We start from the raw sequence: 24,884 nt of genomic DNA, 5'->3' as shown, positions 1-24,884 counted from the left end.
GACAGGCTGCCAGGCGGCGTTACGCGCTGCGCAGGTAAGTAAAGCCGCCCTCTTTGATGTACAGCTCGCAGTAGTCGTTGCTGCTGGGGTTGATCGCACCGCCTGCGGGAATGCGCAGCCAGGAGTGGGTGCCGTAGTGCCCGTAATCGTCCGCGAAGCTGCCGCGCAGTACCAGGATTTCAGCACCCTGGGGAAAGTTGATCTGGCCGATGGCGGACGGCTCGTCCCAGCTCTCCAGGCGCATGAAATCGGTGTAGGGTTCCTGGGCGTAGAGCTTCTTCCAACTGGTGTTCTTGCGGATCGATGGCTGCCATGGGGTGTTCTGCGTGGCGATGGCGACATGTTCGCGGTCCGCGCCCGGGAACTGGCGCAGCTTCACGAAGAGCAGGCAGCCGTCACGTGAAAACGGCGCATGCCTGAAGCCCTCGGGGTTGAGCAGGTAGCTGCCTGCGGGCCAGTCGCCGTGTTCATCCGAAAACACGCCTTCCAGCACGAGGATTTCTTCACCCTGTGGATGATCGTGCGCGGGAAAACTCGCCCCGGCCTCGTAGCGAACCAGTGAGGTTACCTGTCCGGACTCCGCCTGGCCTAGCCGGTGCAGGCGTTTGCGCAGCACGTGTCCTCCGGGGCTGGGCGTCCACTCCAGGGTGCCCGGGTCTACCACGGTACGCAGGGAGAGGTCGCCATTCAGGGCAACGCGGTTATCGGGCATCTTGTTACCTGTAAGCAGTAGGGGGATGTGCGCCGGCAGGCTGTTCGACTGCATCGGGAGGACGTGGTTCCTTGGCGTATGATAATCGGATTGCCGGCGGACACAAACCCTGTTTGTGTCGGGACAGGCCGTCCGGACAGGCTGGTGTTCCCCGACAGGACGCCGCCGCGCTGTTTTCTGTCACAGTCTTTGCGGTATGCTCAACCTATGGAAAAGAAAGTGTTTGTAACCCACGAGCTCCCCGGCGAGGTGATCCACCAGCTGTCCGGACTGTGCGATGTCAATGTCTGGCTGGGCCCCGGCCTGCTGCCGGCGTCGGGTTTGCGCGAGGAGTTGTCCGATTGCGACGGCGTTGTCTGTCTGCTCACTGACCGCATTGATCGCGAGCTCATTGAGTCGCTGCCGGGACTGCGTTTTGTGTCCTCCATGTCAGTCGGTGTCGATCACATTGACGTGCAGGCCCTGACCGCCCGGGGTATACCCCTGGGTCACACACCCGGCGTGCTGGTGGAGACGACGGCCGACACGGCATTTGCCCTGTTGCTGGCCGCGGCTCGGCGCGTATCGGAGGCCGACCGCTTTGTGCGGCAGGGAGAATGGCGCCGGGAAAACCGCTGGTCACCGGATTTCTTTACCGGCAAGGACGTGGGCGGCGCCACCCTCGGTCTGGTGGGCCTCGGTGAGATTGGCCAGGCGGTAGCGCGCCGCGCACAGGCCTTTGGCATGCGTGTGATTGCCTGGAACCGCACACAGAAGGAGGTTCCCGGCGTGCGGCTGCAGAGCCTGGAAAGCGTGCTGGCCGAGAGCGACTTTCTCTCGGTGCATCTGGCGCTGGCACCCGAAACACAGGGCTTGCTCGACACCTCGCGTATCGCCGCGATGAAGCCCGGCGCGGTGCTGATAAACACCGCCCGCGGCGGCATCGTCGATGAACAGGCGCTGGCGGCGGCGTTGTCCAGCGGCCGCCTCTATGCGGCGGGTATCGATGTCTTCGCGGAAGAGCCGGTGCCCGTTGACAACCCGCTGCTGTCCCTGCCCAACGTCGTGCTGACGCCACACATCGGCAGCGCCACCGCACGCACCCGGGCGCGCATGGCGGATATCGCCGCTGCCAACGCCATCGCGGCGCTGCGGGGTGAGCCGATGCCACACTGTGCCAACCCCGAGGTCTACGCGCGCTGAGTTACTTGCGCACAGAACTCCGGTAAGCGCGCGGCGACAGTCCCACGGTCTGCTTGAACAGGCGGGAAAAATACAGCGCGTCCTCATAGCCGACTGCGGCTGCAATCGCCTTGACGCGCATTTCCGTGCTGTCCAGCAGCTGGCAGGCGTATTCGATCTTCATGTGCAGGAAGTGCTTGATCGGTGAATAGCCGGTCAGGGCCTTGTAGCGGCTGGCAAAGTGGTATTTCGACAGATGCGCAATATTGGCCAGCTCTTCCAGCTCCAGGCTGGTGTGAATATTGTCCTGCATCGTCGACTGAATGGCTTCGAGGTCCAGGCCGGCCGGGTGGCTGGCACGCTGTTGTGTGGCCTCCAGCACAATCTGGGTAAACAGGTGGCGGCACTGGTTGGCGGCATTCACGAACGCCGAACTGCTGTAGCCGGTGCGGTTCACCGCCAACAGGTTGTGGAAAGCCGCAATCAGGCTGGGTGCGATGCCGGCCTGTACGATGGGTCGCCCCTCGCGGTAGCCGAGGTACTCCATGAACAGCCCGCTGCTGATACCCTGGAAATGTATCCAGTAAATGCTCCAGGGCGTGTCGCGACTTGCGCTGTAACTGTGGGGGACGCCCTGGGGCAGGAGTATCAGGTCGCCTGCACTGATCGCATGACGCTGCTCACCAAGGCGCAGACTGCCGCTGCCATCGACGCAGTAGAGAAGCAGATTGTCATCGTGACGCAGCCGGCGCATCCGGTGGCCGCGGGCCTGTGGGTAGTAGCCCATGGCTGTGGGATAGCAGTCCCGTGTCAGGGGGTGCCGGTGTAGTTTCTCCAGCATGAAGGCGGGCGTCAGAAAGCGCACACCCTCCGCCGGCAGCGGCCACTTCGAGGTGGTGCTCATGGGCCACCGTTCAGGCGTTCCACATCCAGTGTGCGCAGCCGGTCGAAGTCGTAGGCGCTGAGGGTGAAAAACAGGTCGTAGCGGGCATCGCGCAGGAACTGTTTACCCTCCAGCGTATAGAACGCCAGCTGCCGTTCGCCCTCGGCATCCGCGGTTGCAAGGCTGAAGGCCGGCCGTTGGGTGCCGAGCTGGCGTCGCTGATCTTCATCGGCCACGCCGTCTACCTGCAGGTTGGCCAGCCCCAGCAGCAGCGCCTCCAGCTCCCGCGGCTCGGGGGATGCCCCTGTGGCCGACTGCCAGCGGTCGCCCTCCCGTGTCAGTTGGTACCCCTCACCCCGCACTCGCTGCGGATCCGCCACGCGCAACAGTGTCCGGTCAAGCCAGCCGCCGGCATTTGCAGGTGCATCGAACGCGCTGAAGGCCAGGCTGTAGATGGGATCGCGATCTGCGCGGCGCGCATGAACCTGCTGGAAGGCCGGGGCCGTACCCAGGAACACCGTGCTCTCCTCGCCCTCTGCCGTGGAGAGACGGATACGCCGCTGATAGAGGTAGTCCGCCACCTCAAAACGCTGCCGTGCCGGCACACTGGAGGCAACCGGAAAGCCGTGCCGGACCTCCGTCATCGCCTTCAGCAGGCGATCGACCTGCGCCGAATCGGCGCTGAGACCCGCCAGTTCAGGCAGGGTCCACCCCGCGCGGGTGCGCAGCAGCTCAACCTCCGCGCCCTGTGCATCGGCGATGCTGATCCGCGTGACGGTTTCCGCTGCAACGCTGAGCAGCGCTTCGCCCGGGTTCTCTGCCGCAAGGTGCTCCTGCGGCCAGTAGACGGCGGCGGTGATGGCGCACTGGATCACCAGTATCAGCAGCAGCACGCGAATCACAGTCCCAGCCTCCGTCGGTAGGCGCGCCGGCGCAGCGAGGTGCGCAAGCGGTGCACGCCAGCCAGTATCAGCAGCCAGACAACCGCAAGGCCATAATTCAGGTACTCGATCCACTGCTGGGCCTCGCGGCTCATCGGTGGCAGGGTGCGGTTGAAATGCGCCCGATTGCGTATGGAGAGCAGTGACTGATCCTGCAGCGACCACTCCAGGGTGTTCATGAACAGCTCCAGGGGACTCAGGTACTGTGTGCCTGCCGCCGCGACCATGGCGTTGAGCATCTGGTCGTCCATGAAGTCGTTGGAACTGAACAGCACCAACCGGGCGGATTCCGCGGATTGCCGGAGCAGGCCACGTGGTTCGCGCCCGTTCTCTGCGTCGATGGCTGGCGCCCCCCGGGAAGCGAAGGCAGATTGGAAGCGCCCCTCCAGCACAACGCCCAGCACCCGGCTGCCGGTTTCCCCTTCGACCGCAAAGCGGGGGCCGGCCTGACCTTCCTGCTGTGGCAGGATATCGCGATTTGCCGACGTCCACGCCTGCTCTGAACTGCGCAACAGCAGGGTGCTGCGCAGGCCCTGAACGGGCTGCACATCGATGGGCGCCGCCCAGCCCAGCGTCAGCTGGGGCAGGGTGGCGGTGATGGGGTGTTGCGGGTTCAGTGCCGGTGGCCTGATGTCGAGGAAGTAGGGGTAGTCGATCATCTGTACATCGCGGAACTCGTAGTCACCCACGCGGCGCAGAACCGGCGCCGGGAACGGTGCGTTCTGTTCATCGAGCACCAGTTCCGGCGCAATGCGCAGTCCGTGTGCTGCCAGCCATGTGTCGAGGCCGCTGGGATAGTCCAGCAGTCGCATCTCGCCGTTGCTGAGCTCCACACTGAACGGTGCGGTTGCCAGCACCACCGTGCCACCCCGCATCAGGAACTGGTCGATGGCAAACAGACTGGCGGTATCCAGCGCGTGCGGGGCGACGACAGCGAGGATGTCGGCATCGGGATCGACACTGCCATCGCTGAGCTGTTCGCTGCGAATGCTGTAGTCCCGGGTGATGGCCTGCTCAAGATTGGCAAACGTGGGGGCGCCGAGGTGGAAGCGTGCCATCTGCTCGTTCATCTCCGGCACGGCCAACGCCACGGTTTTGGTCAGGCCACTGGCGAAGCGGCGCAGGCCTGCCTCGAGCACGGTGGGGAAGTCCTCAGGATCGAAGGCGTCAGTGGGCAGCTGTACCACCTGGCGCTCGTCCTCCAGAGTGAGGTAGAACCAGAAGCGCTGCTCCTCTCCCAGACCGGCAATCATCGGCTGAAAGCCCCAGGTGTCGGCCAGGTGTTGCGCCAGCGCGCCGTCATTGGCTTCGGGCTCTGCAAAGCGGTAACTGAACTTGCCACCGGAGTTGGCAACCTGCGCATCCAGTTGCGCCTGGATGGCGTCGCGGTACTGGCGCAGCCGCTCTGGCAGCAGGGCGTGTGGGGAAACGTACGCCACCAGCTCCACCGGCTGCTCAATGGTGCTGAACAGCTCATCCCCCAGCTGGTACTGCTGCAGTACATCCCGTATTGCCCGCGTCAGGTCGAACTCTGGATTGCGCAGGCGCACCTCCGCCTCCGTGTTGCCGGCGCTGCGCACGTCGATCAGGTCGGTGAAACCGAGCGTCGTGAACTCATCGCCATAGCGCACCAGGATGTGGAACCAGGCGTTGACCAGCGTTGACTGGTAACGGTCAGCGATCTGCAGTGGGGTGGCGTTCATGCGGAAGCGGTCCCGTGCCTCCCGCTCCAGCTCGGGGTGTTCCGCCGGATCGATGAACTCAACCCTGATGCTGCCGCCGCTGGCGCTGGCATACTCCTCAATCAGGTCGCGCAGCTGCGGCACCAGGGGCGCCAGCAGGGGATGGGTGCGATTGCTGAAATAGCCACGGATTAACAGGGGCTCCTGCAACTGGCCGAGTATCTGCTGTGTGGTGGGCGAGAGTGAGTAGAGTTTGCCTTCGGTGACATCCAGCCTCATGCCGGACAGCGGCTGCAGCCAGAGATTGGCCAGCAGCAGGTTGGCCAGCAGCAGGAAAATCGCCGTTGTTGCCCGCCGCTGCTTGCGGCTGTGGGTGTCCCTGGCCCAGCGTTCGCGCTCCAGGCTGAACACGTTCAGGGCCAGAAAGCCGATAATCAGGCTCAGGCACCACCCCAGGTCGCGGATGTCGAGCACGCCCCGCGTGATGTTGTCGAAGCGCGCGCCGCTGCCCAGCAAGCGCAGCCATTCGGCGCTGCTGTCGGTGACCAGGGCTGTCAGCGTATGGCTGCTCGCCAGATACAGCAGGCTACCCAGAAACGCGCTGCCGATGAGACTCACAATGGGGTTGTCCGTACGCGCGGACACGAACAGGCCGATGCTGATGTATACCGCGCCGAGCAGCAGCGACGCCAGGTACCCCGCGGCAACCGGGCCCCAGTCGAGATCGGCCATGAGTGCGGCGCTGATCGGCAGGGGCAATGTCGCCAGCAGCGCCAGCAGCAGCAGGCCGGTGCAGGCGAGGAACTTCCCCAGCACAAAGCGCCAGATACCGACTGGCTGCACCAGCACATGCTCAAGGGTGCCGGTGCGGCGTTCTTCACTCCACATGCGCATGGTCAGGGCCGCGCTGAGCGGTATCAGCAGCAGCGGCATCCATTCGAACAGCGGCCGCACATCGGCAATGTTGCGCGCGAACCAGGATTCCACCCAGAAAAACAGGAACAGGGTCAGCGCTGCAAAACCGGCGAGGAAAAGCCAGGCGACAGGCGAGCCGAAGAACAGCCGCACTTCCTTCTGCGCTACGCGACGAATGACGCTGTTGGTGGTCACGTGCCTGCCTTTCCTGACGTGGCATCCCGGAAGATGCTGTCGAGGTCGCGCAGCTGGGGCTGCAACTGGAAGAGGCTGGCGCCGGCGCGCACCACGCACTGGGCAATATTGTTTGCCGCGGTATCGGCATCGGCGTTTTCACGCAGTGTCAGCACCCAGCTTTCGCCACCGGCGATGTCGGCGCGCGGATGCACGGCCGCAATCTGCGGGAGCCGACGCAGCCAGCGCTCGAGATCGGGCTCCTCGGTGCCCGCGCGCAGCACCAGGGTGCGGCTCTTGCGCAGATCGGCCAGCGGTGCGTCCAGCACCAGACGGCCAGCGGCCATCACCAGCACCCGGTCGCAGACCGCCTCAACCTCCTGCATGATGTGCGTGGAGAGAATTACCGTGGCGCGCCGCGCCAGCCGCCGCAGCAGGTCGCGCATCTGGCTGGTCTGCCCGGGGTCCAGGCCATTGGTGGGTTCATCCAGAATCAGCAGTTGCGGCTGGCCGAGGATTGCCTGCGCCACCCCCACGCGCTGGCGCAGCCCGCGGGAAAGCTGGTGGATCGGGTCCAGTGCGCGCTCCCCGAGAGCCGTTGCGGCAATGGCCTCCTGCAGCGCGAGAGGGCGCTCACGCCGCGGGATGCCTTTCAGCGTTGCCACGTAGTCGAGGTAGTCTGCGACCAGCATTTCGGGGTAGATCGGCAGGTGCTCCGGCAGGTAACCCAGGGTCGTCTGCACCTGGCGGGCACCCTCTGCCATATCGACGCCGGCCACCGTCACGCTACCGGTGGAGGGCTCCAGATAGCCGCTGAGCATGCGCATGATCGTGGTCTTGCCGGCACCGTTGTGCCCCAGCAGACCAACCACCTCATTGGCGCCAATCTCGAAGGAAACGTTGTCCACGGCCAGTGTATTGCCGTAGCGTCTGGACAGCGAATCGACAGAGATCATGCGTGAGTCGCCGGCCGCTCAGTCTTCGTGCCACGGTTCGCGCATGGTGACGAACTCTTCGGCAGCGGTGGGGTGGATGCCGATGGTGGTGTCGAACAATGCCTTGGTGGCACCTGCGCGCAGGGCGATGGCCATACCCTGAACAATTTCTCCGGCATCGGGGCCCATCATGTGCAGGCCCACCACGCGGTCGGTGGCCTTGTCGACGACGAGTTTCATGAAGGTTTGTTCGTCGCGACCGCTGATGGTGTGCTTCATCGGGCGGAAGGTCGCCTTGAACAGACGGATATGGCCGAATTTCGCGCGCGCCTGCTCCTCCGTGAACCCTACCGTGCCGATATTCGGCTGGCAGAAAACGGCGGTGGGTATGAAGTCATAGTCGACCTGCTGGCCCGCCTCACCGAACTGGCGTCGCGCGAAGGCCATGCCTTCCGCCAGCGCGACCGGCGTGAGTTCCATGCCACCGATCACGTCTCCCAGGGCAAAGATGCCGGGCTCATCGGTCTCGAAATCCTCGTCCACGGCGATGGTGCCGAACTCGGTGAGCTTGATGCCGGTCTGCTCCAGGCCCAGGCCGTCAAGGTGTGGCTTGCGTCCGGTCGCGTACAGCACCGCATCGGCGCTGAGCCGCGAACCATCCGTGAGCTCCAGCTCCAGGCCGTCAGCGCCGCGTGAGATGGATTCGACGTTAACCTCGAAGCGCAGATCCACGCCGGTTTTGGCAATCTCCCGCGCCGCGTGCGCGCGGATATCGGCATCGAAGCCGCGCAGGAACAGCGGGCCGCGATACAGCTGTGTGACGTGCGACCCCAGGCCGTTGAAGATGCCGGCGAACTCCACGGCAATGTAGCCGCCACCGACGATCACCAGGCGCTCGGGAAAGCTGTCCAGGTCAAACACGTCGTTGGAGGTGATCGCCAGTTCGCTGCCGGGAAACTGCGGAATATGCGGCCAGCCTCCGGTGGCGATGAGGATCTTTCCGGCGCTGTATTCCCGATCCCCGACGGCGACAGTCGTGGCGTTGACGATGCGCGCCCGGCCGTCGATGACGTCGGCGCTGGCCCCTTTGAGCATCTTGCGATAGATCGCGTTCAGTCGGGAAATTTCTGTTTTCTTGTTGTCACGCAAGGTTGTCCAGTCAAAGCCCGGTTTGCTGCTGTCCCAGCCGAAACCCCGGGCGTCCTCGAACGCCTTGCCGAACTCCGATGCGTAGACGTAGAGTTTTTTTGGCACACATCCCACGTTGACGCAGGTGCCGCCCATGTAGCGGTCCTCGGCGATTGCCACGCGGGCACCGAAACTCGCCGCCATACGCGCGGCGCGCACGCCGCCGGAGCCGGCACCGATGACAAACAGGTCGTAGTCTTTCTCGCTCACAGTGATCTCCCAGGTTGAAGGAGCCAGTCTACCAGCCCCCGAGCATGCGCATAAGGCGAGGCAAATCCTGTATTATAGGCGGCGCTCAATGAATTCAAGGAACTGGGGAACATGAAGCGGATTATTCACTCTTTGCGAGTGGCACCGGCAGCGGTGGCGCTGGCGTCCGGACTGCTCGCAGGCAGCGCCCTCGCGGCGGACGAGATCATACTCAAGAACGGCTCACGCATACTGGGCACCGTCACCGGCGTGCGCGATGGCGTGGTGACGGTGGACACCGAGTTCGCCGGAACACTGAAAGTACAACAGGACCAGGTCGAGAGCCTGACCAGTAGTGAACCGATTGTGCTCAAGCTGGCCGACGGCACGGTGGTTGAAGAACCGGCGCTGCGCATCGAGGACGAGACCCTGCTGCTGGCATCTGCGGAGGCGCCCGTGGCCACCTACCCGCTGACGGAACTCGCCGTCAGTAACCCGCAACCCTGGGAGCTCGGTTACGGATATCGTTGGAAAGGCCAGGTGAGCATGGCTCTCGAGCTGCAGCGCGGCAACTCCGATACCGATGAGCTGGATTACAGCGTGGAAAGCGTCTGGCGCAGCCTGCAGGACCGCTATACGGTGCGCCTCGACGGCGAGAATGACGAAGCCAATGACGTCAAGAATGCCGAGAACTGGACGGCGCTGGGCAAATATGACCGCTTCATTGAGGGGCCACTGTACTGGGGTGTGAACGCGTCGGCGGAACACGACAAGTTCGCCGATCTCGATCTGCGCTATTACGTGGGTCCCTACATCGGCCGCCAGTTCCATGAGCGGCCGCTGTTGACACTGTCCGCGGAAGTGGGTGGTGTGTACGTCAACGAGGATTACATTGTTGCAGAGGACCAGGACTACATGGGTATGAACTGGTCCGTCGATGCCACCAGCAATTACATCAGCGACGAGTCGCAGCTGTATCTGAAGCATACGGGTATCTGGAACCTTGATCAGGCCGAGGATGTGATCCTCAACCTCACCATGGGCCTCGCATTCCCGCTGTTGTTCAACATCGAAGGCGCCGCGGAAATACTGCTCGAGTACGATTCCGGGCTGCCGCCCGAGGTGGACAAACTTGACCAGACCTACCGCTTCCGCGTGGGTTACAGCTGGTAGACCGGCTTCACTGGCTGCGGCGCACGGCCGCCGCCAGTTGCTCCAGCAGCGGCACCGTCTCCGCCAGTGACAGGCAGGCGTCGGTGATGCTCTGGCCGTAGTTGAGGGTCTCGCGTTCGGCGATTGGCTGGTTGCCACCCCGCAGGTGGCTCTCCAGCATCACGCCGCGGATCGCACGCTGCCCCTGCTCCATCTGATCGCAGAGCGACGATACCACCACGGCCTGGCGCTCCGGGTCTTTGTCGCTGTTGCCGTGGCTGCAATCCACAATCAGGGACGCCGGCAGGTCATGCCGTGCCAGCGCCGTAGCCGCGGCCTGCACCGCGGCAGCGTGGTAGTTGGCGCCGGTGGCACTGCCGCCACGCAGGATCAGGTAGCCGTGCGGGTTGCCGGTGGAGTGCAGGATCGCCGGCGTGCCCTCCTTGGTCAGCGACGGAAACCAGTGGCTGTGGCGCGCAGAGCGAATGGCATCGATGGCGACATCGATGTTGCCGTTGGTCCCGTTCTTGAAGCCCACGGGCATGGACAGGCCCGAGGCCAGTTCGCGGTGAATCTGGCTCTCCACGGTGCGCGCGCCGATGGCGCCGAAGCTCACCAGATCGGCGTAGTACTGGCCAAAGGTGGTGTCGAGGAATTCGCTGGCGGCGGGGAGGCCCAGTGTGGCCACGTCCAGCAGCACGCGGCGGGCCTGGCGCAGCCCCTTGTTGATGCGGAAGCTGCCGTCCAGGTCCGGGTCGTTGATCAGTCCCTTCCACCCGACAACCGTGCGCGGTTTCTCGAAATACACACGCAGCACCGGCAGGATCGCATCATCGAGTGATGCGCAGGCGCTTTGCAATTGACTGGCGAAATCCAGCAGCGCTGCCGGGTCATGCACAGAGCAGGGCCCCACAATCGCCAGCAGGCGGCGGTCCTCGCCAGCGAGCACGGACTCGATCGCCCGTCGCGCGCCGGCAATGGCGCGACGCTGCGTGGCGGGTAGCGGCAACTCCTCGGCCAGTACCCAGGGCGTGATTAACGGCTGTGCGCCGTGAATGCGCAGGTCATCCGTGAGGTCTGGCGGGTTGTGGTCGGTCATTGGCTTGCCGTTCAGGACTGTGGCCGGCCATTGTCGCCTACGGCTGTCGGGCCGACAAGGTAACGCGACGCTGTCAGCCTTCGGTACTGTGTTGGCGACGCGCGGCAATCTGCGCCTGCACCGCCTCGACATGGGCCTGGCTGCTGCTGACGCGCGAGATAATCCACAGCGCGACCAGCAGCGGTGGAATGACGCCGAGCCCGAACGCATAGACCAGCCCATGCTGTGTGGCAACGGGGACATCACCGGGGCGCATACCGGTCTCCAGGCCGATGATATCCAGTGCCAGACCGCCGTAGAGTGGCCCGGCGACGGTTGCCAGCTTGCTGACGAAGTTGATCACGGAGAAAAATCCGGCCTCCTGCCGCATGCCGTGATCCAGCTCGTGCTCGTCGGTCAGGTCGGCCACGATGGAGGTGCTGCTGACGATGCGCACCATGAACAGTTACATGAAGATAAGCATGAAGACAAAGTTGAGGATGAAGACCAACTTGCCGCTGTCGGTCGGCAACCAGCCGAACAGTTGCAGCGGATAGAGCCACAGGCAATTGAGAATCAGGCAGGTAAGCGACAGCTGTACCAGGCGCTGCTTGGAAAAACGCCGGCCCAGGGGCCCCAGTGTCAACATGGCGAGGGCCACGCCGAGCAGCGTCGGCAGGGACAGGATGATGGAGATCTCGGCAGCGGAGAATGCCCAGAAGAAAGTCCACACCAGAATATTCAATGTGCTGATGACACCGTAGGCCGAGGTGGCCGCGATGTCGTAGCCGATCAGCAGGCGGAAATTGCGGTTGCCCAGGGTGCGCCGCAGATCACTGAACAGGGTCCGCAGCGTCGTGCGACTGTTGCCGCCTGGCTGGGCCACCTCCGGCTGTATGTGGCGCCGGGTACCCAGGGTGCTGAGTGTCGCCATGATCCACACCACCGCGCAGGACAGCATGCCATACAGCGGATAGCGCGCGGGGTCAAAGCGTCCATCCACGCCATCCTGCTCGGGGAAGATGACGGTCAGGGCCACGGCGGGCAGCAGCACGGCGCTGAGGAACATGAAGCCCATGCGCGCGCCGAGCACCTGGCTGCGCTCGTGGTAGTCGCTGGTGATTTCCGCCGACAGCGCGAGATGGGGTATGGCGAAGGTCGTGACAAAGGTCCTCACCCACAGCGACCAGAACAGCAGCCAGCCTGCAAGCCAGGTGCTGTTGTCCACCACCGCTTGCGGCGGGGTGAACAGGCCGACAAAACCCAGCCCCAGCGGAATGATGCTCAGCGCCATGAAGGGGTGACGACGTCCGTGCCGGCTGCGCAGCCGGTCGGAGAGGGAACCCACAAGTGGATCGGAGATGCCGTCCCAGATCAGGCTCACCGCAATAATCAAACCGGTGACGGTTCCGCTCAGGCCCAGTACCTGCGTGTAGAACAGCAGGATAAACATCGTGTACGCCGCTTCCTTCGCGGCGCCGACAGCGCCGCCCGCACCGTAGAGTACGCGGGTACCGAGTGAGGTCGTCACCTGGCTTGCGTCCTGCCTGCCCTGTCTAGCGCGCCCCCTTGATCAGGCTGCGGAATCGGTCGACCAGTGTTTCGTATTTGTAGTCGGTGAACTCGCCGGCATCCATGAACAGGCCGTGTTCACTGCAGGTCTCGTACCAGATGTGCGGCTGTTTCGCGTCACAGGTCTTTTCCATGTCACGCTGGCAGCGGGGGCAGGCGATGTCTTCCACCGCATCCCATTTGCGCCCTTCGGCAGGCTGGCCGACATCCAGTGCTTCCCCCATCCAGCGAGCTTTCAACTGGTCGGCTTCTCCGCTATCGAACCAGAGCCCTTGACAGTTGCTGCAGCGATCAATGGTGATGTTCCCGTAGCTCACCTCGTTCATGCCGTGGCCGCATTTGGGGCACTTCAGGCTGTGTTGGTCAGGGTTGTACTCCATGGCGGTTCCTGTTCAAGGCGGTGCGTACCGCATCCGGGCGGCACTGGCGGAAAAGATGTGCCGCTGAGTCTAGCGCAGCATCATTTGTTTGTCCCCTCTCGGTTGGTCCCTCTTTTGTCGCGACGCAGATGCTGCGCGCCCGATATTCGCGAGACATGAAAGCTGGTAAATTTGCCGCGTTTTCCCGATTTTACAGGATACCCGTATGCCCGCTCCTGTCCTGTCGCTGCTCGGTTTAATGCTTGCGACCCTTGCGTTCGCTTCCCAGGCCGAAGTGCCTGACGCTGCTGAATTGTACGCCCCCTGTGCGGCATGCCATGGGGCATCGGCAGAAGGCAATGTCGCCCTGCGGGCACCGCGTCTGAATCACCTGCGCCCCGTCTATATCCTCGCCCAGCTGGACAAATTCCAGCGCGGCCTGCGCGGTGGAGCAGACGCCACGCTGGCCGCGCAGCAGATGGCGGCGTCCACGGGTCTGCTGCCGCCGGCGGAGCGTCTGCCTGACCTGGCCATCTACATCAGTGAATTGGAGAGCGGCCCCTCGGCGTCCACACTGGCCACAGGGGATGAGGCAGCGGGCGGCAGGACATTCATGCGTTTGTGTGGGGCTTGCCACGGCGCGAATGCGGGAGGCAATGTGGCGCTGAATGCACCTCGGCTGGCGGGCGCCGACGACTGGTATCTGCTCGACCAGCTGCATGCGTTTCGCGAGGGCCAGCGGGGTCGACACCGGGAGGACCGTACCGGCCGGCAGATGCGCAACATGGCGGCGATGCTGGACGACGAGCAGGCGCTGCAGGACGTTATTGCCTATATCCGCAGTCAGGCGGAGTGAACCTGCGCTGTGACAGCCTCTCGGCCCGGTGCGACGATTCACGGTGGCGTGAGACAGATCAATAAATAGGCATTGCGCGCGGAGCAATTACGCCTACACTGAAGAAGCGGTACCCGTTTATTCATTAGAGTGAAATGCCCATGCTGGAAAAAGAAATGTCGCAGGCCGTGAAAATGGCTGAGCAGGCGAATAAAAAGGTTGAGCAGCTGCAGAAAAAACTGCTTTCCGAAACGGAGAAGGCGCACGCCAAGGTCAAGGCCGATTTGACGGCAGCGCGCAAAAAACATACTGCGGCCAATACCCGGCTGAAAAAGGCGCGCAGCGCGTTGCGCGGTAAATCCAGCTCGGCAAGCCAGAAGCGTGTTGAGGAACTGGTGAAGCAGGTGCAGGAGCTGGCAGAGTCGGTGGCGAAAATGGCCAAGGCTGCCTATGCCTCCTTCGAAAAGCTGGTGCCCATCCAGGCCGATCTCGCGCTGGAGTCCCGGCGGGCACAGGCTGCCGATAAAGCGGCGTCCATGGTAGAAAAAGCGGCGGCGCGGCGTAAGGCTGCCAGCAAGCCGGCGGCGAAAAAGAAAGCGTCCGCCGGAAAGGCGAAGGCGCCAGCCAAACGCAAGGCCGCAGCGAAAAAAGCGACGGTGAAAAAGGCGCCGGCGAAGAAAAAGGCGGCGGCGAAAAAAGCACCCGCCCGCAAAGCGGCGCCGAAAAAGGCTGCTGCGAAACGCGCACCGAAGAAAGCCAGCACCAGCTAAACGGCCTTCTGGCCCCCGTTCCGTTGCGCCCGGAGAGGGCTGGCGTGGCGGGGGTCAGCGCGTTGGCGTGACCCTGATCAGGGCGCCGTTTTCCTCGTCGGTAAGCAGGTAAACGAAACCGTCAGCCCCTTCCCGCACGTCCCTGATGCGCACGCCGAGCTCTGCGAACAAAGGTGTTTCATCGATCACCGCACCATCGCGCAGTGTGAGCAGGCGCACCTCCTTGTCGACCAGTGCGCCAACCAACAGCTTGCCCTGCCAGGCGGGAAACGGCTCCCCGCCATACCACGCCAGGCCCGAGGGTGCGATGCTCGGTACCCAGACATGCAGGGGTGGCGCCATGCCCGGCAGCTCACTGTAGGGAGAAACGTAGGCGCCGCTGTAGTCGACACCCTGGGTCGCCGCAGGCCAGCCGTAGTTGCTGGCGGCGCGCAGTACGTTCACCTCATCCCCACCCCTGGGCCCGTGTTCGTGCAGGTAAATCGTGCCGCTCGCGCGATCCAGTGCGAGCCCTTGCGGGTTGCGGTGGCCCAGCGTCCAGACCCGTTCGCTGCCCCGTGCCCGGAACGGGTTGTCATCGGGGACGCTGCCGTCGTCGTGGATGCGCAACACCTTGCCAAGCTCGTTAGCGCCGTCCTGCGCTTTCTCGCGGAAGTCAAAACCGTCTCCGGTCGCCAGCAGCAGCGTGCCGTCAGGCAGGAACAGCATGCGCCCACCGTAGTGCTGCGCGGTGTTCTTCCGGTCAGCGACCCAGAGAATATCCTCTCCGTCCATCAGCCTGTTGCCGCTGAGGCGTGCGCGGAAGATCGCGGTACCGTTGGCGGATTTATCGCCCTTGGCGTAGCTCAGGTAGACCAGCTGATTGCGTGCAAACTGCGGGTGCAGCAGCACATCGAAGTAGCCGCCCTGGCCGGCAACGAAGGTCGCGGGTGCGCCCTCCAGTGCGGTGCGGCCAGTGCCGTCAGCCTGAATGTGCAGCAAGGCACCGCCGCGTTCAGTGACAAGAAAGCTGCCATCCGGGAGCTGGGCAACTGACCAGGGATGTTGCAGGCCCTCAGTCAGGGTTTCGAGGTGATAGCCGCTCGCTGCCGCGGCGTCGGCTGACGCGGCATGGGCCGACCCGGCAGGGGCCGACCCGGCATGGGCCGACCCGGCGTGCAGGCCGAAGCTGAGGCCTGCAGCGGCGATAAAGCGAAGTGTGACGGCGAAAACAGGCATGGGCTTTTCCTTTGCGGTGCGCCGGTTCATTATAAACACTCCCTGCACTACCGGTAGTCGCCCATGATTCGCGTCCTGAAAGCTTTTTTCCCTGCGGTTTTGCTCGCCTATGCCGTCGCAAGCCTGCTCGCCACCCAGACGGTGCTGGCCAATCTCGGTGACCTGGGTGTGCCAGTGCCCATGGCGGTGCGACTGGAGGCAAGCCTGCACGACCTGCTGGGTATGACCGCCTACTTGCTGCTGATTCTGCTGGCCTTTGTGCTGGCCATGCCGGTGGCGGCAGGCCTTGTGCGGGCGCACCGGGTGCCGGGGTCGCGTGTGTTCTGGTTTACGCTGGCCGGCTTCAGCGGGATGCTGGCACTGCACGTGATCATGCGCCAGGTGTTGGGTATCTGGGTGGTTGCAGCGGCGCGGGAGTGGGATGGACTGCTGCTGCAATGCCTTGCTGGCGCGCTCGGCGGCTGGCTGTTCGCCGTTATCAGCAAGGCGCGCCCCGCCGACGCCTGACTCTGTGCGGAGCGCGTCAGGCGTGCTAGATGATGCGCGAGAACCGGTTTCCTGACAGCTTGCTGTGATCGATGTAGGCGTCGAACTCCATACAGAGGCGCCGCACCAGCAGGCGACCCGCAGGCATGACACGAATGCCCCCGGCATCCAGCGCAATCAGGCCGTCGCGCGCCAGCGCTGGCAGGCGCGCCATTTCGGGCGCAAAATAATCCTGAAAATCGATACCGAACTGTGTCTCGATCGCGGCATAGTCCAGGCCGAAGTTGCAGATCAACTCGTTGATGACTGCCTTGCGCAGCAGGTCATCGTTGCTGAGGCTGATGCGTTTCGCCAGCGGCAGTTGTCCGGCTTCGATAGCCCGCGCGTAGGATGCCTCATCCTTGTGGTTCTGGAAGTGGCTGTTGCCGAGGGCATTGATGGCCGAGACGCCGAAGGCCAGCAGGTCGCAGTCCTTGTGCGTTGAGTAGCCCTGAAAATTGCGGTGCAGGGTACCCTGCATCTGGGCCAGTGCCAGCTCGTCCCCTGGGAGGGCAAAGTGGTCCATGCCGATGTATTCATAGCCTGCCGCCAGCAATTGCTCAATGCTCTGGTGCAGGATGGCCATTTTTACGGCGGGCTCGGGCAGCTGCCGTTCGTCGATCTGGCGCTGGGTCTTGAACATCTGCGGCATGTGCGCGTAGTTGAACAGGGAGAGACGGTCCGGTCGTAGCGCGATCACCTGGTCCAGCGTGCGTGCGAAGGAGCCCTCGCTCTGGCGCGGCAGGCCGTAGATCAGGTCCATGCTCAGTGACTTGAAGCGTTCTCTGCGAATCGCCGCCACCAGTGCAGACACTTCTTCCACGCTGTTGAATCGGTTTACCGCCTGTTGTACATCGGGGTCGAAATCCTGCACGCCCATACTCACCCGGTTGAAACCCAGCCCGCGCAGGTGTGCGATGCGCGCTGGCTCCATGCCACCCGGATGTACCTCAATCGAGAACTCACCGCTATCGTCATCTGCAAGCTGGAAATGTCGCCTGGTTTGCGCCATCAACGCCTGCATCTCGTCATCTGAAATGTAGGTCGGTGTGCCTCCACCCCAGTGCAGCTGGCGCACAATACGTCCGGGCCGGACAGCATCGGCCTGCAGGGCGATTTCCCGGTACAGCAACTGCAGGTAGTCCGTGGCCCGCTGCCGGTTTGCAGTGATGATCTTGTTGCAGGCGCAGTAGTAGCAGACGGTGTTGCAGAACGGGATGTGGAAATACAGTGACAGCGGCGCACCTGCCGCATTGCTGGCGTCTATCGCCTCGTGCCACAGCGTGTCGCCGGCATCGTCCTGAAACTGTGCGGCGGTGGGGTACGACGTGTAGCGCGGCCCAGCAAGATTGTAGCGCGCGATCAGGGCGGGGTCCCACAGTGAAGACCCGGTCAGCCCCGGGGTGGGCAGCGAGAGTGCGGTCATGGCGAGAAGCCTGTTACAGACAGAAGCAGCGCGCAGTGTAATGCGCGCTACCCCGGTTGCCGTTGACCTGCATCAAGCCATTGCGCTACGGCTTCAGCGCATCCTGCCCAGTCCACGCTGTGGGTCCGGGTTGCCGGCGCTGGCGTCGGGGCCACTCGGCAGGCTGATGAAGTGCTCCACCGGAAAGTCGATGGCGTCACGGTTGCGGTCGAGCACGATCAGGCCGGGCTCGTCGGTTGTCAGCCAGGCTCCGCAGGCCTCGCCAGCATCACAGATGAAGAGGTCGTTGTCGGCGTCGGTACCGGCAAACAGCTGGTAGTTGCCTGCGGCAAGATCGCGGAACCGGAACGCATAGCGCCCGGCTTCTGCTCGCGCCACGCTCTGTGCGACCGCTGCATCCAGCGCCGGGTCGTAGACAATGATGTACACGACACCGACGTCGGCGACCGCCGCATCCCCCACCGACAGCAGCGCCCGAATCTGCAGGCTGTTGGCGCTGGAGCGCGCGCTGACATTGGCGGCGTAGAGACCGTCGGTCAGGCCATCGCGGTCAACCTGAAGCCGGTAGCGGCCGAGACCACTGGCGTCCACCGCCAGCGCCGAGACGCTGAGCCAGGGCGCATCGCTGCTGATATCCAGGACTTGCAGCGCACCGCCACCGCCGTTGCTGAGGGTGATCTCCAGCTGCTCCCGCGTGCCGCCGAAGTTCAGCGACTGGCTGGACGCGCGCAGGGCGGCCGGCGGTGCAAATACCTCGCCAATGCTGTCCAGTGCCGCCGCCACAGCCTTGCGGGCATTGACCAGCCCGTGGCCGTAGCGGTCGTCCCGTCCCGTTGCGCCCAGGTCATCCGTGAGGCTGCCGCTCTGTAACAGCGATTCCACCTGTGGCCCGTTGAGTTCGGGGTTGATGCTTTTCATCAGCGCGATGACCCCCGCGACGTGCGGTGCAGCCATCGACGTGCCATTGAGGAAGGTGTAGGCGAACTCCACGCGTCCGGCCTCCGCGGATCCGCTGGTGCTCAGCACCCCATCCGGATACCCGTCGCCGTTGAAATCCGTGCTGCCATCACCGCCGGGTGCCGCAATATCAATGGACGCCCCGCGGTTGCTGTAGCTGGCCAGTTCACGCTGGGCGTCCACCGCCGACACGGCAATCACGCCATCGTAGGCGGCCGGGTAGGCGGGCGTGCTGGTGGCCTCATTGCCCGCCGAGGCGACGACGATGGTGCCGCGCTCACGCAGCTCTCGATACAGAGACTGGTTGATCTCGCTGAAGCCCTCGCCGCTCAGGCTCAGGTTGATGATGGCTGCGGGCGTTGCGGGAAAGGTGCCGGAATCATTGGCCAGACCCGCGGCAAAACGCACCGACTGAGCCACGTCGTAGGACGTGCCGCCGTCGTCGTCCAGCGCCCGCAGGGGCATGACGCGGGCGCCCCAGGCGACGCCTGCAACACCGATACGGTTGTTGCCCCGTGCCGCGATGGTGCCGGCGACATGGGTGCCGTGGAACCGGCTGTTGCCGGGGTTGGCGCGGTTGCCCGGGTCTTCGGGATTGGGGTCGATACCGTTGCCGTCGGCCGCCGGGTCGCGCACAAAGTCATAGCCCGGTACCAGCTGGCCGGCGAGGTCGGGGTGGCCGGAAAGAACGCCGGTATCGACGACCGCCACGATCACGCCGGGATCACCGACGGTCACGTCCCAGGCTGCCGGCAGCCCGATCAGCGGGTAGTGCCATTGCAGGCCGTAGGCGTTGTCGTTGGGTTCCAGTGCAGGACGCAGTCGGTAGTTGGGTTCCGCATGGCGCACGTCGGCCTGCTGGCGCAGCTGCTTGACGCTGATCAGGGTTTCCCACCGCTCGCGCAGCGGCGCGGAGCGGAAATCATCCGCGCGCTGTGCCCCCGTGCCCAGTCGCTGGCGTTCCGCCTGGCCGGCGAGGATTTCCAGCAGGCGGGCACGCCCCGGGCCACCGGCGCGCTCCTGCATACCCATCTGGTAGGCGAGGTCGGCATGGAAGAAGCCGGGGGCGAGCAGGTCGCCCTCGGCGAATTCGACAATCACCTCCCCATGGACCAGCTCTGCGTCGACACGGGCGCCGGGCAGGGCAGGGCTGCCCACCGCGAGGATATAGTTGGTGGCGCCGACAAAGGCCGATACGTTGACCAGGTAGCTGCCACGTTCCGGTGCACTGACGGTTTCGATTTCGCCGGTTTCAACGGAAAAGTCCACGACCTCGCCGTCTTCACTGTACAGGTACAGGTCGGCATCCGCGTCCTCGAAGTCCGCCACCAGCAGGGTGACTGACTGCCCCTCAAGCAGCTCCAGGCGGAAATAGTCATCGATATCACCCGTGACCTGCGAGCGCCCTTCGGCACCGGTGCCGGGCTGGTTCACATAGCCACCCAGCGTCACCGGGTTGGCGAGGGGCTGCGCGCTCGCCGGCGTATCGTTGGCCGTGTAGAGGCTCGCGGTGTCGTTGGTGTCGCCGTCCACCGCCTGGCTGCTGGCGGCCAGTACGCTGCCGCTCAGCTCCCAGCGGGTGAGCGCATTGCCGGTCACCGCCACGGTGGTGGACGCAGTGCCGCTGGCGCCTTCGTTGTCGGTCACTGTCAGTGAGAAGGCGAGGACAAGGTCGGCGCTGCTCTGCGGCGCTGTGAAGCGGGCGCTTGCGGTGTCGCTGCCCGCCAGCGTGACGGCGGGCCCCTGGGTCTGGCGCCATTCGTAGCGGCTGATGCTGCCATCAACGTCCCTGGAGCCGCTGCCGTCCAGGGTGACCTGGCTGCCTCCCGCCACCGTAGCGGGGGCTGTTGCCTGGGCAACCGGAGGCTGATTGACTGCGGGTTGTGCGGCGCCGCCACCCCCGCCGCCACCGCAGGCTGCCAGCAACGCCGCCAGGCATAGCAGTCCGACGCATCGCTGTCCGATACGGTGTCCCGTGCTGTAGTGTTGCTGTGACATATCCTGGTTTCCGGCAGGGCTCCGTCGCAGTATAGCGGCAAACGCGGCGCAGGAATCCGCCCCTGCAACGTGGGCTGCAGGCGCCCCTGCGCTGTCCTGATCCTGCCCATGAAAAGCGGTGGATTTGTTGCTTTTACAAAAACATTGCTCTAATTTGTACACACGTGTGCAATTTTTGTGCAGCGCCAGACCCTAACCGATAATTTAGTGCCAACCGCAGAGAGAGAAGGTCATGTCCGATAAATTGATTGTGGTGTCGTCCGACTGCCACGCAGGCCTCCATATCACCGATTACAAGCCCTATGTGGAATCCAAGTACCACGACATCATGGATGTGGCGGTACCGGTGCAGATGGAGATGACACAGAAGGCCGAGCAGAGCTTCCTGATCAAGGAAATCAACGATGCCTGGCGCGCGCCGATCCAGCAGCAGCTGACGGGTGCCTGGAGCTACGATGAGCGCATCAAGATGCTCGCCAGCGACGGTATTGCCGCTGAAGTGATTTTCCCCGATGGCATCACCGAGATGAACACCCCGCCCTTCGGCGCGGGGCTGGGACTGTCGCCCCGTGACGCCGTGCCGGAACTGCAGTGGGCCGGTGCCATGGCCCACAACCGCTGGCTGGCGGAGTTCTGCGCCAACGATCCTGCGCGCCACATCGGCGTGGCCTCGATTCCCCTGTTGTGGGATGTACAGCAGGCGGTTGAGGCCGTGCGCTGGTGCGTCGACAACGGCCTCAAGTCGGTGATGATTCCAACACTCTGGGGCGACAATGACCCCTATCACCACGTCAAGTACGACCCATTCTGGGAGGTCTGCCAGGACCTGGGTGTGATCATCCACTTCCACTCAGGGCCCGCGCCGCAGCCCGAATACTTCGGCAAGCAGTGGCCGGCAGAAGATCTCAGCGACCAGCTCCCCGGCGCCATGGGTATCTATGTCTCCGAGGTGATGTGGTGGCTCTACCGTCCCCTGACCTTCATGATCTGGGGCGGCGTGTTCGAGCGCTTCCCGCGCCTCAAGGCGGTGATGACAGAGGGCGGCACCGTGTTCATGCTGCCGCCGTGGCTGCGCCTGCTGGACCACAATTACTTTGATGTGCAGTTCTCGGCCAAACTGGGCGATTTCCGCAGCCACCTGTCGATGTCGCCGGGTGAGTACTTCCAGCGCAACATCGCGGTGGGTGCCTCCTGTGTGCCGCGCAGGGACATCGAGCTGCGCGGCGTGCTGGGCGTGGACAAGATGATGTGGGGCAGCGACTACCCGCACCCCGAGGGTACCTGGCCCAACACCCAGCAGTATTACCTGGAGACCTTCGCCGGCATTCCCGAGGCCGATGGACGCAAGATTCTCGGCGAAAATGCGATCGCCTGGTACGGCCTGGACCGCAACCGCTTGCAGGCCGTCGCCGACAAGATCGGCCCCAGCAGCGCTATCTTCCATGCCACAGGAGAAGCCGCATGACCAGAATTGTCGAAGCCTGCGAGTCCAAGACCAATACCACACCGGAGTTCCCGATGGGCTGGTACTCCGTGGCCCGCAGCCACGAGTTGCAGGTCGGCGAGGTAAAGCGTGTGCACGCCTTTGACCGTGAGTTCGCCCTCTATCGCACACGCTCCGGCCAGGCCGTGCTGCAGGATGCCTTTTGCCCGCACCTCGGTGCGCACCTGGGTGTCGAGGGGCGGGTTGTCGGCGAATCCCTGCGCTGTCCCTTCCACGGCTGGCGGTTCGACACGCAGGGCACCTGTGTCGAGATCCCCTACTGTGACGAGATACCCGAGCGGGCACGGATCCGCACCTGGCACACCGAGGAGGGCAATGGCGAGGTGTACATCTGGTTCCACCCGCAGAATCTGGCGCCAAAATGGCCCCTGCCCAAGCTGGCAGAGCTGGGTGACGAACACTGGACGGCGCCGCGCTACGCGGAATTCGAAGTGCCCGCCCACATTCAGGATATCGCGGAGAACTCCTGCGACCCGGTGCACTTCCGCTACGTGCACAAACAGCCCGATGTGCCACCGTCGGAGGTGACCGTGGACGAGGATGGACGCACCCTGCACCTGCGCTCGGACTCCAGCCAGTCGCAGTTTCCCAGCCAGTTGCACGCCATGGTGCTGAACCCCGGCCTCGCCGTCGTGCGCACCAGCTATGGCCCGAACGCGGAAATGGTGGTGTATAACAGCGCCCAGCCGATCGATCGCCACACCACCCTGCTGCGCTGGACGCTCACCGTGCGCCGGGAGATCGAGGACCTGGCCGGTGACGATGTGATGAAAGGCATCATCGCGGGCATCCAGGACGACTACCCGATCTGGGCGAACAAAGTACACAAGCACAAACCGGTCTTCTGTCGAGAGGACAAAACCCTGGTGCTGTACCGCAAATGGGTGCGCCAGTTCTACATCAACGCTGAGGACATAAGCTGATATGCAGGATTTTACAGGTAAGGTCGCCGTTATCACCGGCGGCGCAAGCGGTGTAGGCCGGTCACTGGCCTTCGCCCTTGGCCGTCGCGGTGCGCGCATTGTGGTCGGCGACGTGGACGAGGCGGCCATGCAGGATATCGACCAGGCCCTCGCCGCCGAAGGTATCGAAGCGCGGGTCGCGCATTGCGATGTCACCAGCGCCGCCAGCCTGGAGAGCCTTGCGAATGTCGCCAGCGAGCACTTCGGTGGCGTGCAACTGGTATTCGCCAACGCCGGTATTGGCGCCGGCGAATCCGGTGCCATGTGGGACTACTCGGAAAAAGACTGGCAGTGGTGTTTCAACGTCAATATCTGGGGCGTCATCAACTCCATTCGTGTCTTCATGCCGCGACTGATCGCCGCCAACGAGCCGGCGCACTTTGTTGTCACGGGCTCCGGTAACGGCGCACTGCTGGTGTTCCCGGATGCACCCATCTACACCGCCAGCAAGGCCGCCGTGCACGCCATCACCGAAAATCTGCACTATCAGGTGCAGGCGGCGCAGAGCCCGGTCAAGGTCAGCGCGCTGTTCCCGGGCCCGCACGTGGTTGAGACGGGCTTGTTCAACTCAGGGCGGGTGCGCCCGGAAGCGTTGAAGAAAGAGGTTGAGGGCAACGCCTCCGGGATCAGTTCGGTGGAGGATATGAAGCGCATGGCGGCGGAATACGGCATTGAGCTGCAGACCACACACCCCGACGAGGTGGCGGCAATGGCGGTGGCGGGCCTGGAGCAGGATGCCTTCTGGCTGCTGGCAACAACACCGGAAACCGATGAGAAGATCCGGGCCCGGGCCGAGATGATCCTGAACCGCACAACGCCGGTGCCCGCCATGGTGGGCGGCTGAACACACTTCAGGACTGTAATAACCACAATAAGGAAGATAAACGATGTCCACAGCAACAGCTGCCCCACAGGGCAATACGGGCGATATCGCCAATTGGCCGATGCTCAAGATTGTTTACCGCACGGACCCGGAGGCCATCGCCGCCGTGCTGCCCCCGGGTATCACGCCCGGGGCTGATCCCTACGTCAACCTGACAATCTATAACGTGCCAGTGCCGGATGAGCCCGAGTACGGCATCCTGCAAACCGTGAATGCCGACTACAACGGTATCGCGGGGGAGTATGCCCTGGGCTACGGGATTGATCAGGAATCGGCGATTTTTATCAGCCGCGACCACAATGGTCAGCCCAAGTATCCCTGCGAGACTGACTACTATCGGCTGGGGTCCGCGGTGCGTGCACGCTGCACGCACCAGGGCTACACATTTGTCGAGTTTCGCGGCACGGCGAGTGGTGAGAACGAGCCGCAGGCAGAATTCGACATGCACGAGTGGTGGGTGAAGTTTTCCCTGGCGGTCGGTGTGATGCCGGATGCGGCCCACGGCTATGACTTCCCGCCGCATGTGGTTCATGTGCTGAGCCGCTACGGCTGTGCCTGGAAGGAGCGTGTGGACGGTGAGCTGGTGCTGCACGACAGTCCCTGGGATCCGCTGGCGAGCCGCTTGCCACTGCGTGAGCAGATTTCGGCCCACCTGTGGTGGCCAACGTTCCTCGGGCGGGAGATCAAGCTGGCAGGCAAGCTCGACCCGGAGGCCTTCAAACCCTTCACGGATACCATTTCCGGTTCCCGCTGGAAGGGCACCCAGGGCGGGCCGCTGCGCACCTGAGCGGCCCCGTCACAGGCAAAAAAAATGGTTCATCGCGCATTTCCGGGGAAGGCGGCTTTGATCTTCAGGAAGAAGTAA

20 protein-coding genes and 1 pseudogene are annotated in these 24,884 nt (G+C 63.8%); 9 read left to right on the top strand and 12 right to left on the bottom strand.

The window, feature by feature from the left end:
• Positions 1 to 19 precede the first annotated feature (19 nt).
• A complete protein-coding gene (locus AACZ17_RS04825; protein ID WP_290740332.1) occupies positions 20 to 712 on the bottom strand; it encodes a cupin domain-containing protein in 693 nt (230 codons plus the stop codon).
• Between the two features lie 219 nt (positions 713 to 931).
• Between AACZ17_RS04825 and AACZ17_RS04820 the strand changes: the two genes are divergently transcribed.
• Complete coding sequence (locus AACZ17_RS04820) at positions 932 to 1,894, top strand: D-glycerate dehydrogenase (RefSeq protein WP_290740329.1); 963 nt, start codon at positions 932 to 934, stop codon at positions 1,892 to 1,894.
• Between the two features lies 1 nt (position 1,895).
• On the opposite strand, the gene AACZ17_RS04815 is transcribed toward AACZ17_RS04820, so the two are convergent.
• Genes AACZ17_RS04815 through gor form a run of 5 tightly spaced genes read right to left on the bottom strand, consistent with a single transcriptional unit; the run spans position 1,896 to position 8,801 of the window.
• Positions 1,896 to 2,777, bottom strand: a complete 882-nt coding sequence (locus AACZ17_RS04815; RefSeq protein ID WP_290740326.1) for an AraC family transcriptional regulator — start codon at positions 2,775 to 2,777, stop codon at positions 1,896 to 1,898.
• Positions 2,774 to 3,658 carry a DUF4340 domain-containing protein gene (locus tag AACZ17_RS04810; RefSeq protein WP_290740323.1) on the bottom strand — a complete coding sequence of 295 codons (885 nt, stop codon included), beginning with the start codon at positions 3,656 to 3,658 and terminating at the stop codon, positions 2,774 to 2,776. Before AACZ17_RS04810 ends, AACZ17_RS04815 begins: the two co-directional genes overlap by 4 nt.
• Positions 3,655 to 6,489: a Gldg family protein gene (locus AACZ17_RS04805; RefSeq protein WP_290740320.1), complete on the bottom strand. Its 2,835-nt coding sequence runs from the start codon at positions 6,487 to 6,489 to the stop codon at positions 3,655 to 3,657. The genes AACZ17_RS04810 and AACZ17_RS04805 overlap by 4 nt, the downstream gene beginning before the upstream one ends.
• Complete coding sequence (locus AACZ17_RS04800; RefSeq protein WP_290740317.1) at positions 6,486 to 7,424, bottom strand: ATP-binding cassette domain-containing protein; 939 nt, start codon at positions 7,422 to 7,424, stop codon at positions 6,486 to 6,488. Before AACZ17_RS04800 ends, AACZ17_RS04805 begins: the two co-directional genes overlap by 4 nt.
• An 18-nt stretch (positions 7,425 to 7,442) precedes the next feature.
• Positions 7,443 to 8,801 (bottom strand): glutathione-disulfide reductase, encoded by a 1,359-nt coding sequence (gene gor / locus AACZ17_RS04795; protein WP_290740314.1) that lies wholly within the window; start codon positions 8,799 to 8,801, stop codon positions 7,443 to 7,445.
• 111 nt (positions 8,802 to 8,912) lie between these two features.
• Between gor and AACZ17_RS04790 the strand changes: the two genes are divergently transcribed.
• Positions 8,913 to 9,953, top strand: coding sequence for a DUF481 domain-containing protein (locus AACZ17_RS04790; protein WP_290740311.1), 1,041 nt, complete (start codon positions 8,913 to 8,915; stop codon positions 9,951 to 9,953).
• 7 nt (positions 9,954 to 9,960) lie between these two features.
• On the opposite strand, the gene AACZ17_RS04785 is transcribed toward AACZ17_RS04790, so the two are convergent.
• From AACZ17_RS04785 to AACZ17_RS04775, 3 genes and pseudogenes are all read right to left on the bottom strand, one after another.
• The gene (locus AACZ17_RS04785) at positions 9,961 to 11,031 is read right to left on the bottom strand and encodes a 3-deoxy-7-phosphoheptulonate synthase (RefSeq protein WP_290740308.1); all 1,071 of its coding nucleotides are present in this window, start codon (positions 11,029 to 11,031) and stop codon (positions 9,961 to 9,963) included.
• 73 nt (positions 11,032 to 11,104) lie between these two features.
• A pseudogene (locus AACZ17_RS04780) lies at positions 11,105 to 12,541 on the bottom strand (MFS transporter).
• A 25-nt stretch (positions 12,542 to 12,566) separates the two neighbouring features.
• Positions 12,567 to 12,962, bottom strand: a complete 396-nt coding sequence (locus tag AACZ17_RS04775) for a zf-TFIIB domain-containing protein (RefSeq protein WP_290740306.1) — start codon at positions 12,960 to 12,962, stop codon at positions 12,567 to 12,569.
• Positions 12,963 to 13,167: 205 nt separating this feature from the next.
• On the opposite strand from AACZ17_RS04775, the gene AACZ17_RS04770 reads away from it, so the two are divergent.
• Both AACZ17_RS04770 and AACZ17_RS04765 read left to right on the top strand, forming a co-directional pair.
• The gene (locus AACZ17_RS04770) at positions 13,168 to 13,797 is read left to right on the top strand and encodes a c-type cytochrome (protein ID WP_290740303.1); all 630 of its coding nucleotides are present in this window, start codon (positions 13,168 to 13,170) and stop codon (positions 13,795 to 13,797) included.
• A 140-nt stretch (positions 13,798 to 13,937) separates the two neighbouring features.
• Entirely contained in the window at positions 13,938 to 14,546 is a 609-nt protein-coding gene (locus tag AACZ17_RS04765; RefSeq protein WP_290740301.1) for a hypothetical protein, read from the top strand.
• 54 nt (positions 14,547 to 14,600) lie between these two features.
• Here the strand turns inward: AACZ17_RS04765 and AACZ17_RS04760 are convergent, their stop codons facing one another.
• Positions 14,601 to 15,764, bottom strand: coding sequence for a PQQ-dependent sugar dehydrogenase (locus AACZ17_RS04760; RefSeq protein WP_290740298.1), 1,164 nt, complete (start codon positions 15,762 to 15,764; stop codon positions 14,601 to 14,603).
• 63 nt (positions 15,765 to 15,827) lie between these two features.
• Between AACZ17_RS04760 and AACZ17_RS04755 the strand changes: the two genes are divergently transcribed.
• Positions 15,828 to 16,271 (top strand): hypothetical protein, encoded by a 444-nt coding sequence (locus AACZ17_RS04755; protein ID WP_290740295.1) that lies wholly within the window; start codon positions 15,828 to 15,830, stop codon positions 16,269 to 16,271.
• A gap of 25 nt (positions 16,272 to 16,296) precedes the next feature.
• Here AACZ17_RS04755 and hemN read toward each other — a convergent pair whose 3' ends face one another.
• Positions 16,297 to 17,715 (bottom strand): oxygen-independent coproporphyrinogen III oxidase, encoded by a 1,419-nt coding sequence (gene hemN / locus AACZ17_RS04750; RefSeq protein ID WP_290740292.1) that lies wholly within the window; start codon positions 17,713 to 17,715, stop codon positions 16,297 to 16,299.
• 93 nt (positions 17,716 to 17,808) lie between these two features.
• Positions 17,809 to 20,670 carry a S8 family serine peptidase gene (locus AACZ17_RS04745; RefSeq protein WP_290740289.1) on the bottom strand — a complete coding sequence of 954 codons (2,862 nt, stop codon included), beginning with the start codon at positions 20,668 to 20,670 and terminating at the stop codon, positions 17,809 to 17,811.
• Positions 20,671 to 20,902: 232 nt separating this feature from the next.
• Here AACZ17_RS04745 and AACZ17_RS04740 point away from each other — a divergent pair, with 232 nt between their 5' ends.
• Genes AACZ17_RS04740 through AACZ17_RS04725 form a run of 4 tightly spaced genes read left to right on the top strand, consistent with a single transcriptional unit; the run spans position 20,903 to position 24,806 of the window.
• A complete protein-coding gene (locus AACZ17_RS04740) occupies positions 20,903 to 22,135 on the top strand; it encodes an amidohydrolase family protein (RefSeq protein WP_290740287.1) in 1,233 nt (410 codons plus the stop codon).
• Positions 22,132 to 23,097: a Rieske 2Fe-2S domain-containing protein gene (locus AACZ17_RS04735; protein WP_290740284.1), complete on the top strand. Its 966-nt coding sequence runs from the start codon at positions 22,132 to 22,134 to the stop codon at positions 23,095 to 23,097. The genes AACZ17_RS04740 and AACZ17_RS04735 overlap by 4 nt, the downstream gene beginning before the upstream one ends.
• Before the next feature lies 1 nt (position 23,098).
• A complete protein-coding gene (locus AACZ17_RS04730) occupies positions 23,099 to 23,980 on the top strand; it encodes an SDR family NAD(P)-dependent oxidoreductase (RefSeq protein WP_290740281.1) in 882 nt (293 codons plus the stop codon).
• Positions 23,981 to 24,023: 43 nt separating this feature from the next.
• Positions 24,024 to 24,806, top strand: coding sequence for an acetoacetate decarboxylase family protein (locus AACZ17_RS04725; protein WP_290740278.1), 783 nt, complete (start codon positions 24,024 to 24,026; stop codon positions 24,804 to 24,806).
• Positions 24,807 to 24,884: the final 78 nt, after the last annotated feature.

The organism is uncultured Haliea sp. (genome assembly GCF_963973825.1).
Lineage (GTDB): Bacteria > Pseudomonadota > Gammaproteobacteria > Pseudomonadales > Halieaceae > Haliea.
This window is presented reverse-complemented; position numbering and strand designations above follow the sequence as displayed.

Coding starts and splice junctions, on each gene's coding strand:
- AACZ17_RS04740 (WP_290740287.1), top strand. CDS start 20,903: ATGTCCGATAAATTGATTGTGGTGTCGTCCGACTGCCACGCAGGCCTC.
- AACZ17_RS04825 (WP_290740332.1), bottom strand. CDS start 712: ATGCCCGATAACCGCGTTGCCCTGAATGGCGACCTCTCCCTGCGTACC.
- AACZ17_RS04760 (WP_290740298.1), bottom strand. CDS start 15,764: ATGCCTGTTTTCGCCGTCACACTTCGCTTTATCGCCGCTGCAGGCCTC.
- AACZ17_RS04790 (WP_290740311.1), top strand. CDS start 8,913: ATGAAGCGGATTATTCACTCTTTGCGAGTGGCACCGGCAGCGGTGGCG.
- AACZ17_RS04735 (WP_290740284.1), top strand. CDS start 22,132: ATGACCAGAATTGTCGAAGCCTGCGAGTCCAAGACCAATACCACACCG.
- AACZ17_RS04765 (WP_290740301.1), top strand. CDS start 13,938: ATGCTGGAAAAAGAAATGTCGCAGGCCGTGAAAATGGCTGAGCAGGCG.
- AACZ17_RS04745 (WP_290740289.1), bottom strand. CDS start 20,670: ATGTCACAGCAACACTACAGCACGGGACACCGTATCGGACAGCGATGC.
- AACZ17_RS04725 (WP_290740278.1), top strand. CDS start 24,024: ATGTCCACAGCAACAGCTGCCCCACAGGGCAATACGGGCGATATCGCC.
- AACZ17_RS04785 (WP_290740308.1), bottom strand. CDS start 11,031: ATGACCGACCACAACCCGCCAGACCTCACGGATGACCTGCGCATTCAC.
- hemN (WP_290740292.1), bottom strand. CDS start 17,715: ATGACCGCACTCTCGCTGCCCACCCCGGGGCTGACCGGGTCTTCACTG.
- AACZ17_RS04800 (WP_290740317.1), bottom strand. CDS start 7,424: ATGATCTCTGTCGATTCGCTGTCCAGACGCTACGGCAATACACTGGCC.
- AACZ17_RS04775 (WP_290740306.1), bottom strand. CDS start 12,962: ATGGAGTACAACCCTGACCAACACAGCCTGAAGTGCCCCAAATGCGGC.
- AACZ17_RS04770 (WP_290740303.1), top strand. CDS start 13,168: ATGCCCGCTCCTGTCCTGTCGCTGCTCGGTTTAATGCTTGCGACCCTT.
- AACZ17_RS04755 (WP_290740295.1), top strand. CDS start 15,828: ATGATTCGCGTCCTGAAAGCTTTTTTCCCTGCGGTTTTGCTCGCCTAT.
- AACZ17_RS04815 (WP_290740326.1), bottom strand. CDS start 2,777: ATGAGCACCACCTCGAAGTGGCCGCTGCCGGCGGAGGGTGTGCGCTTT.
- AACZ17_RS04730 (WP_290740281.1), top strand. CDS start 23,099: ATGCAGGATTTTACAGGTAAGGTCGCCGTTATCACCGGCGGCGCAAGC.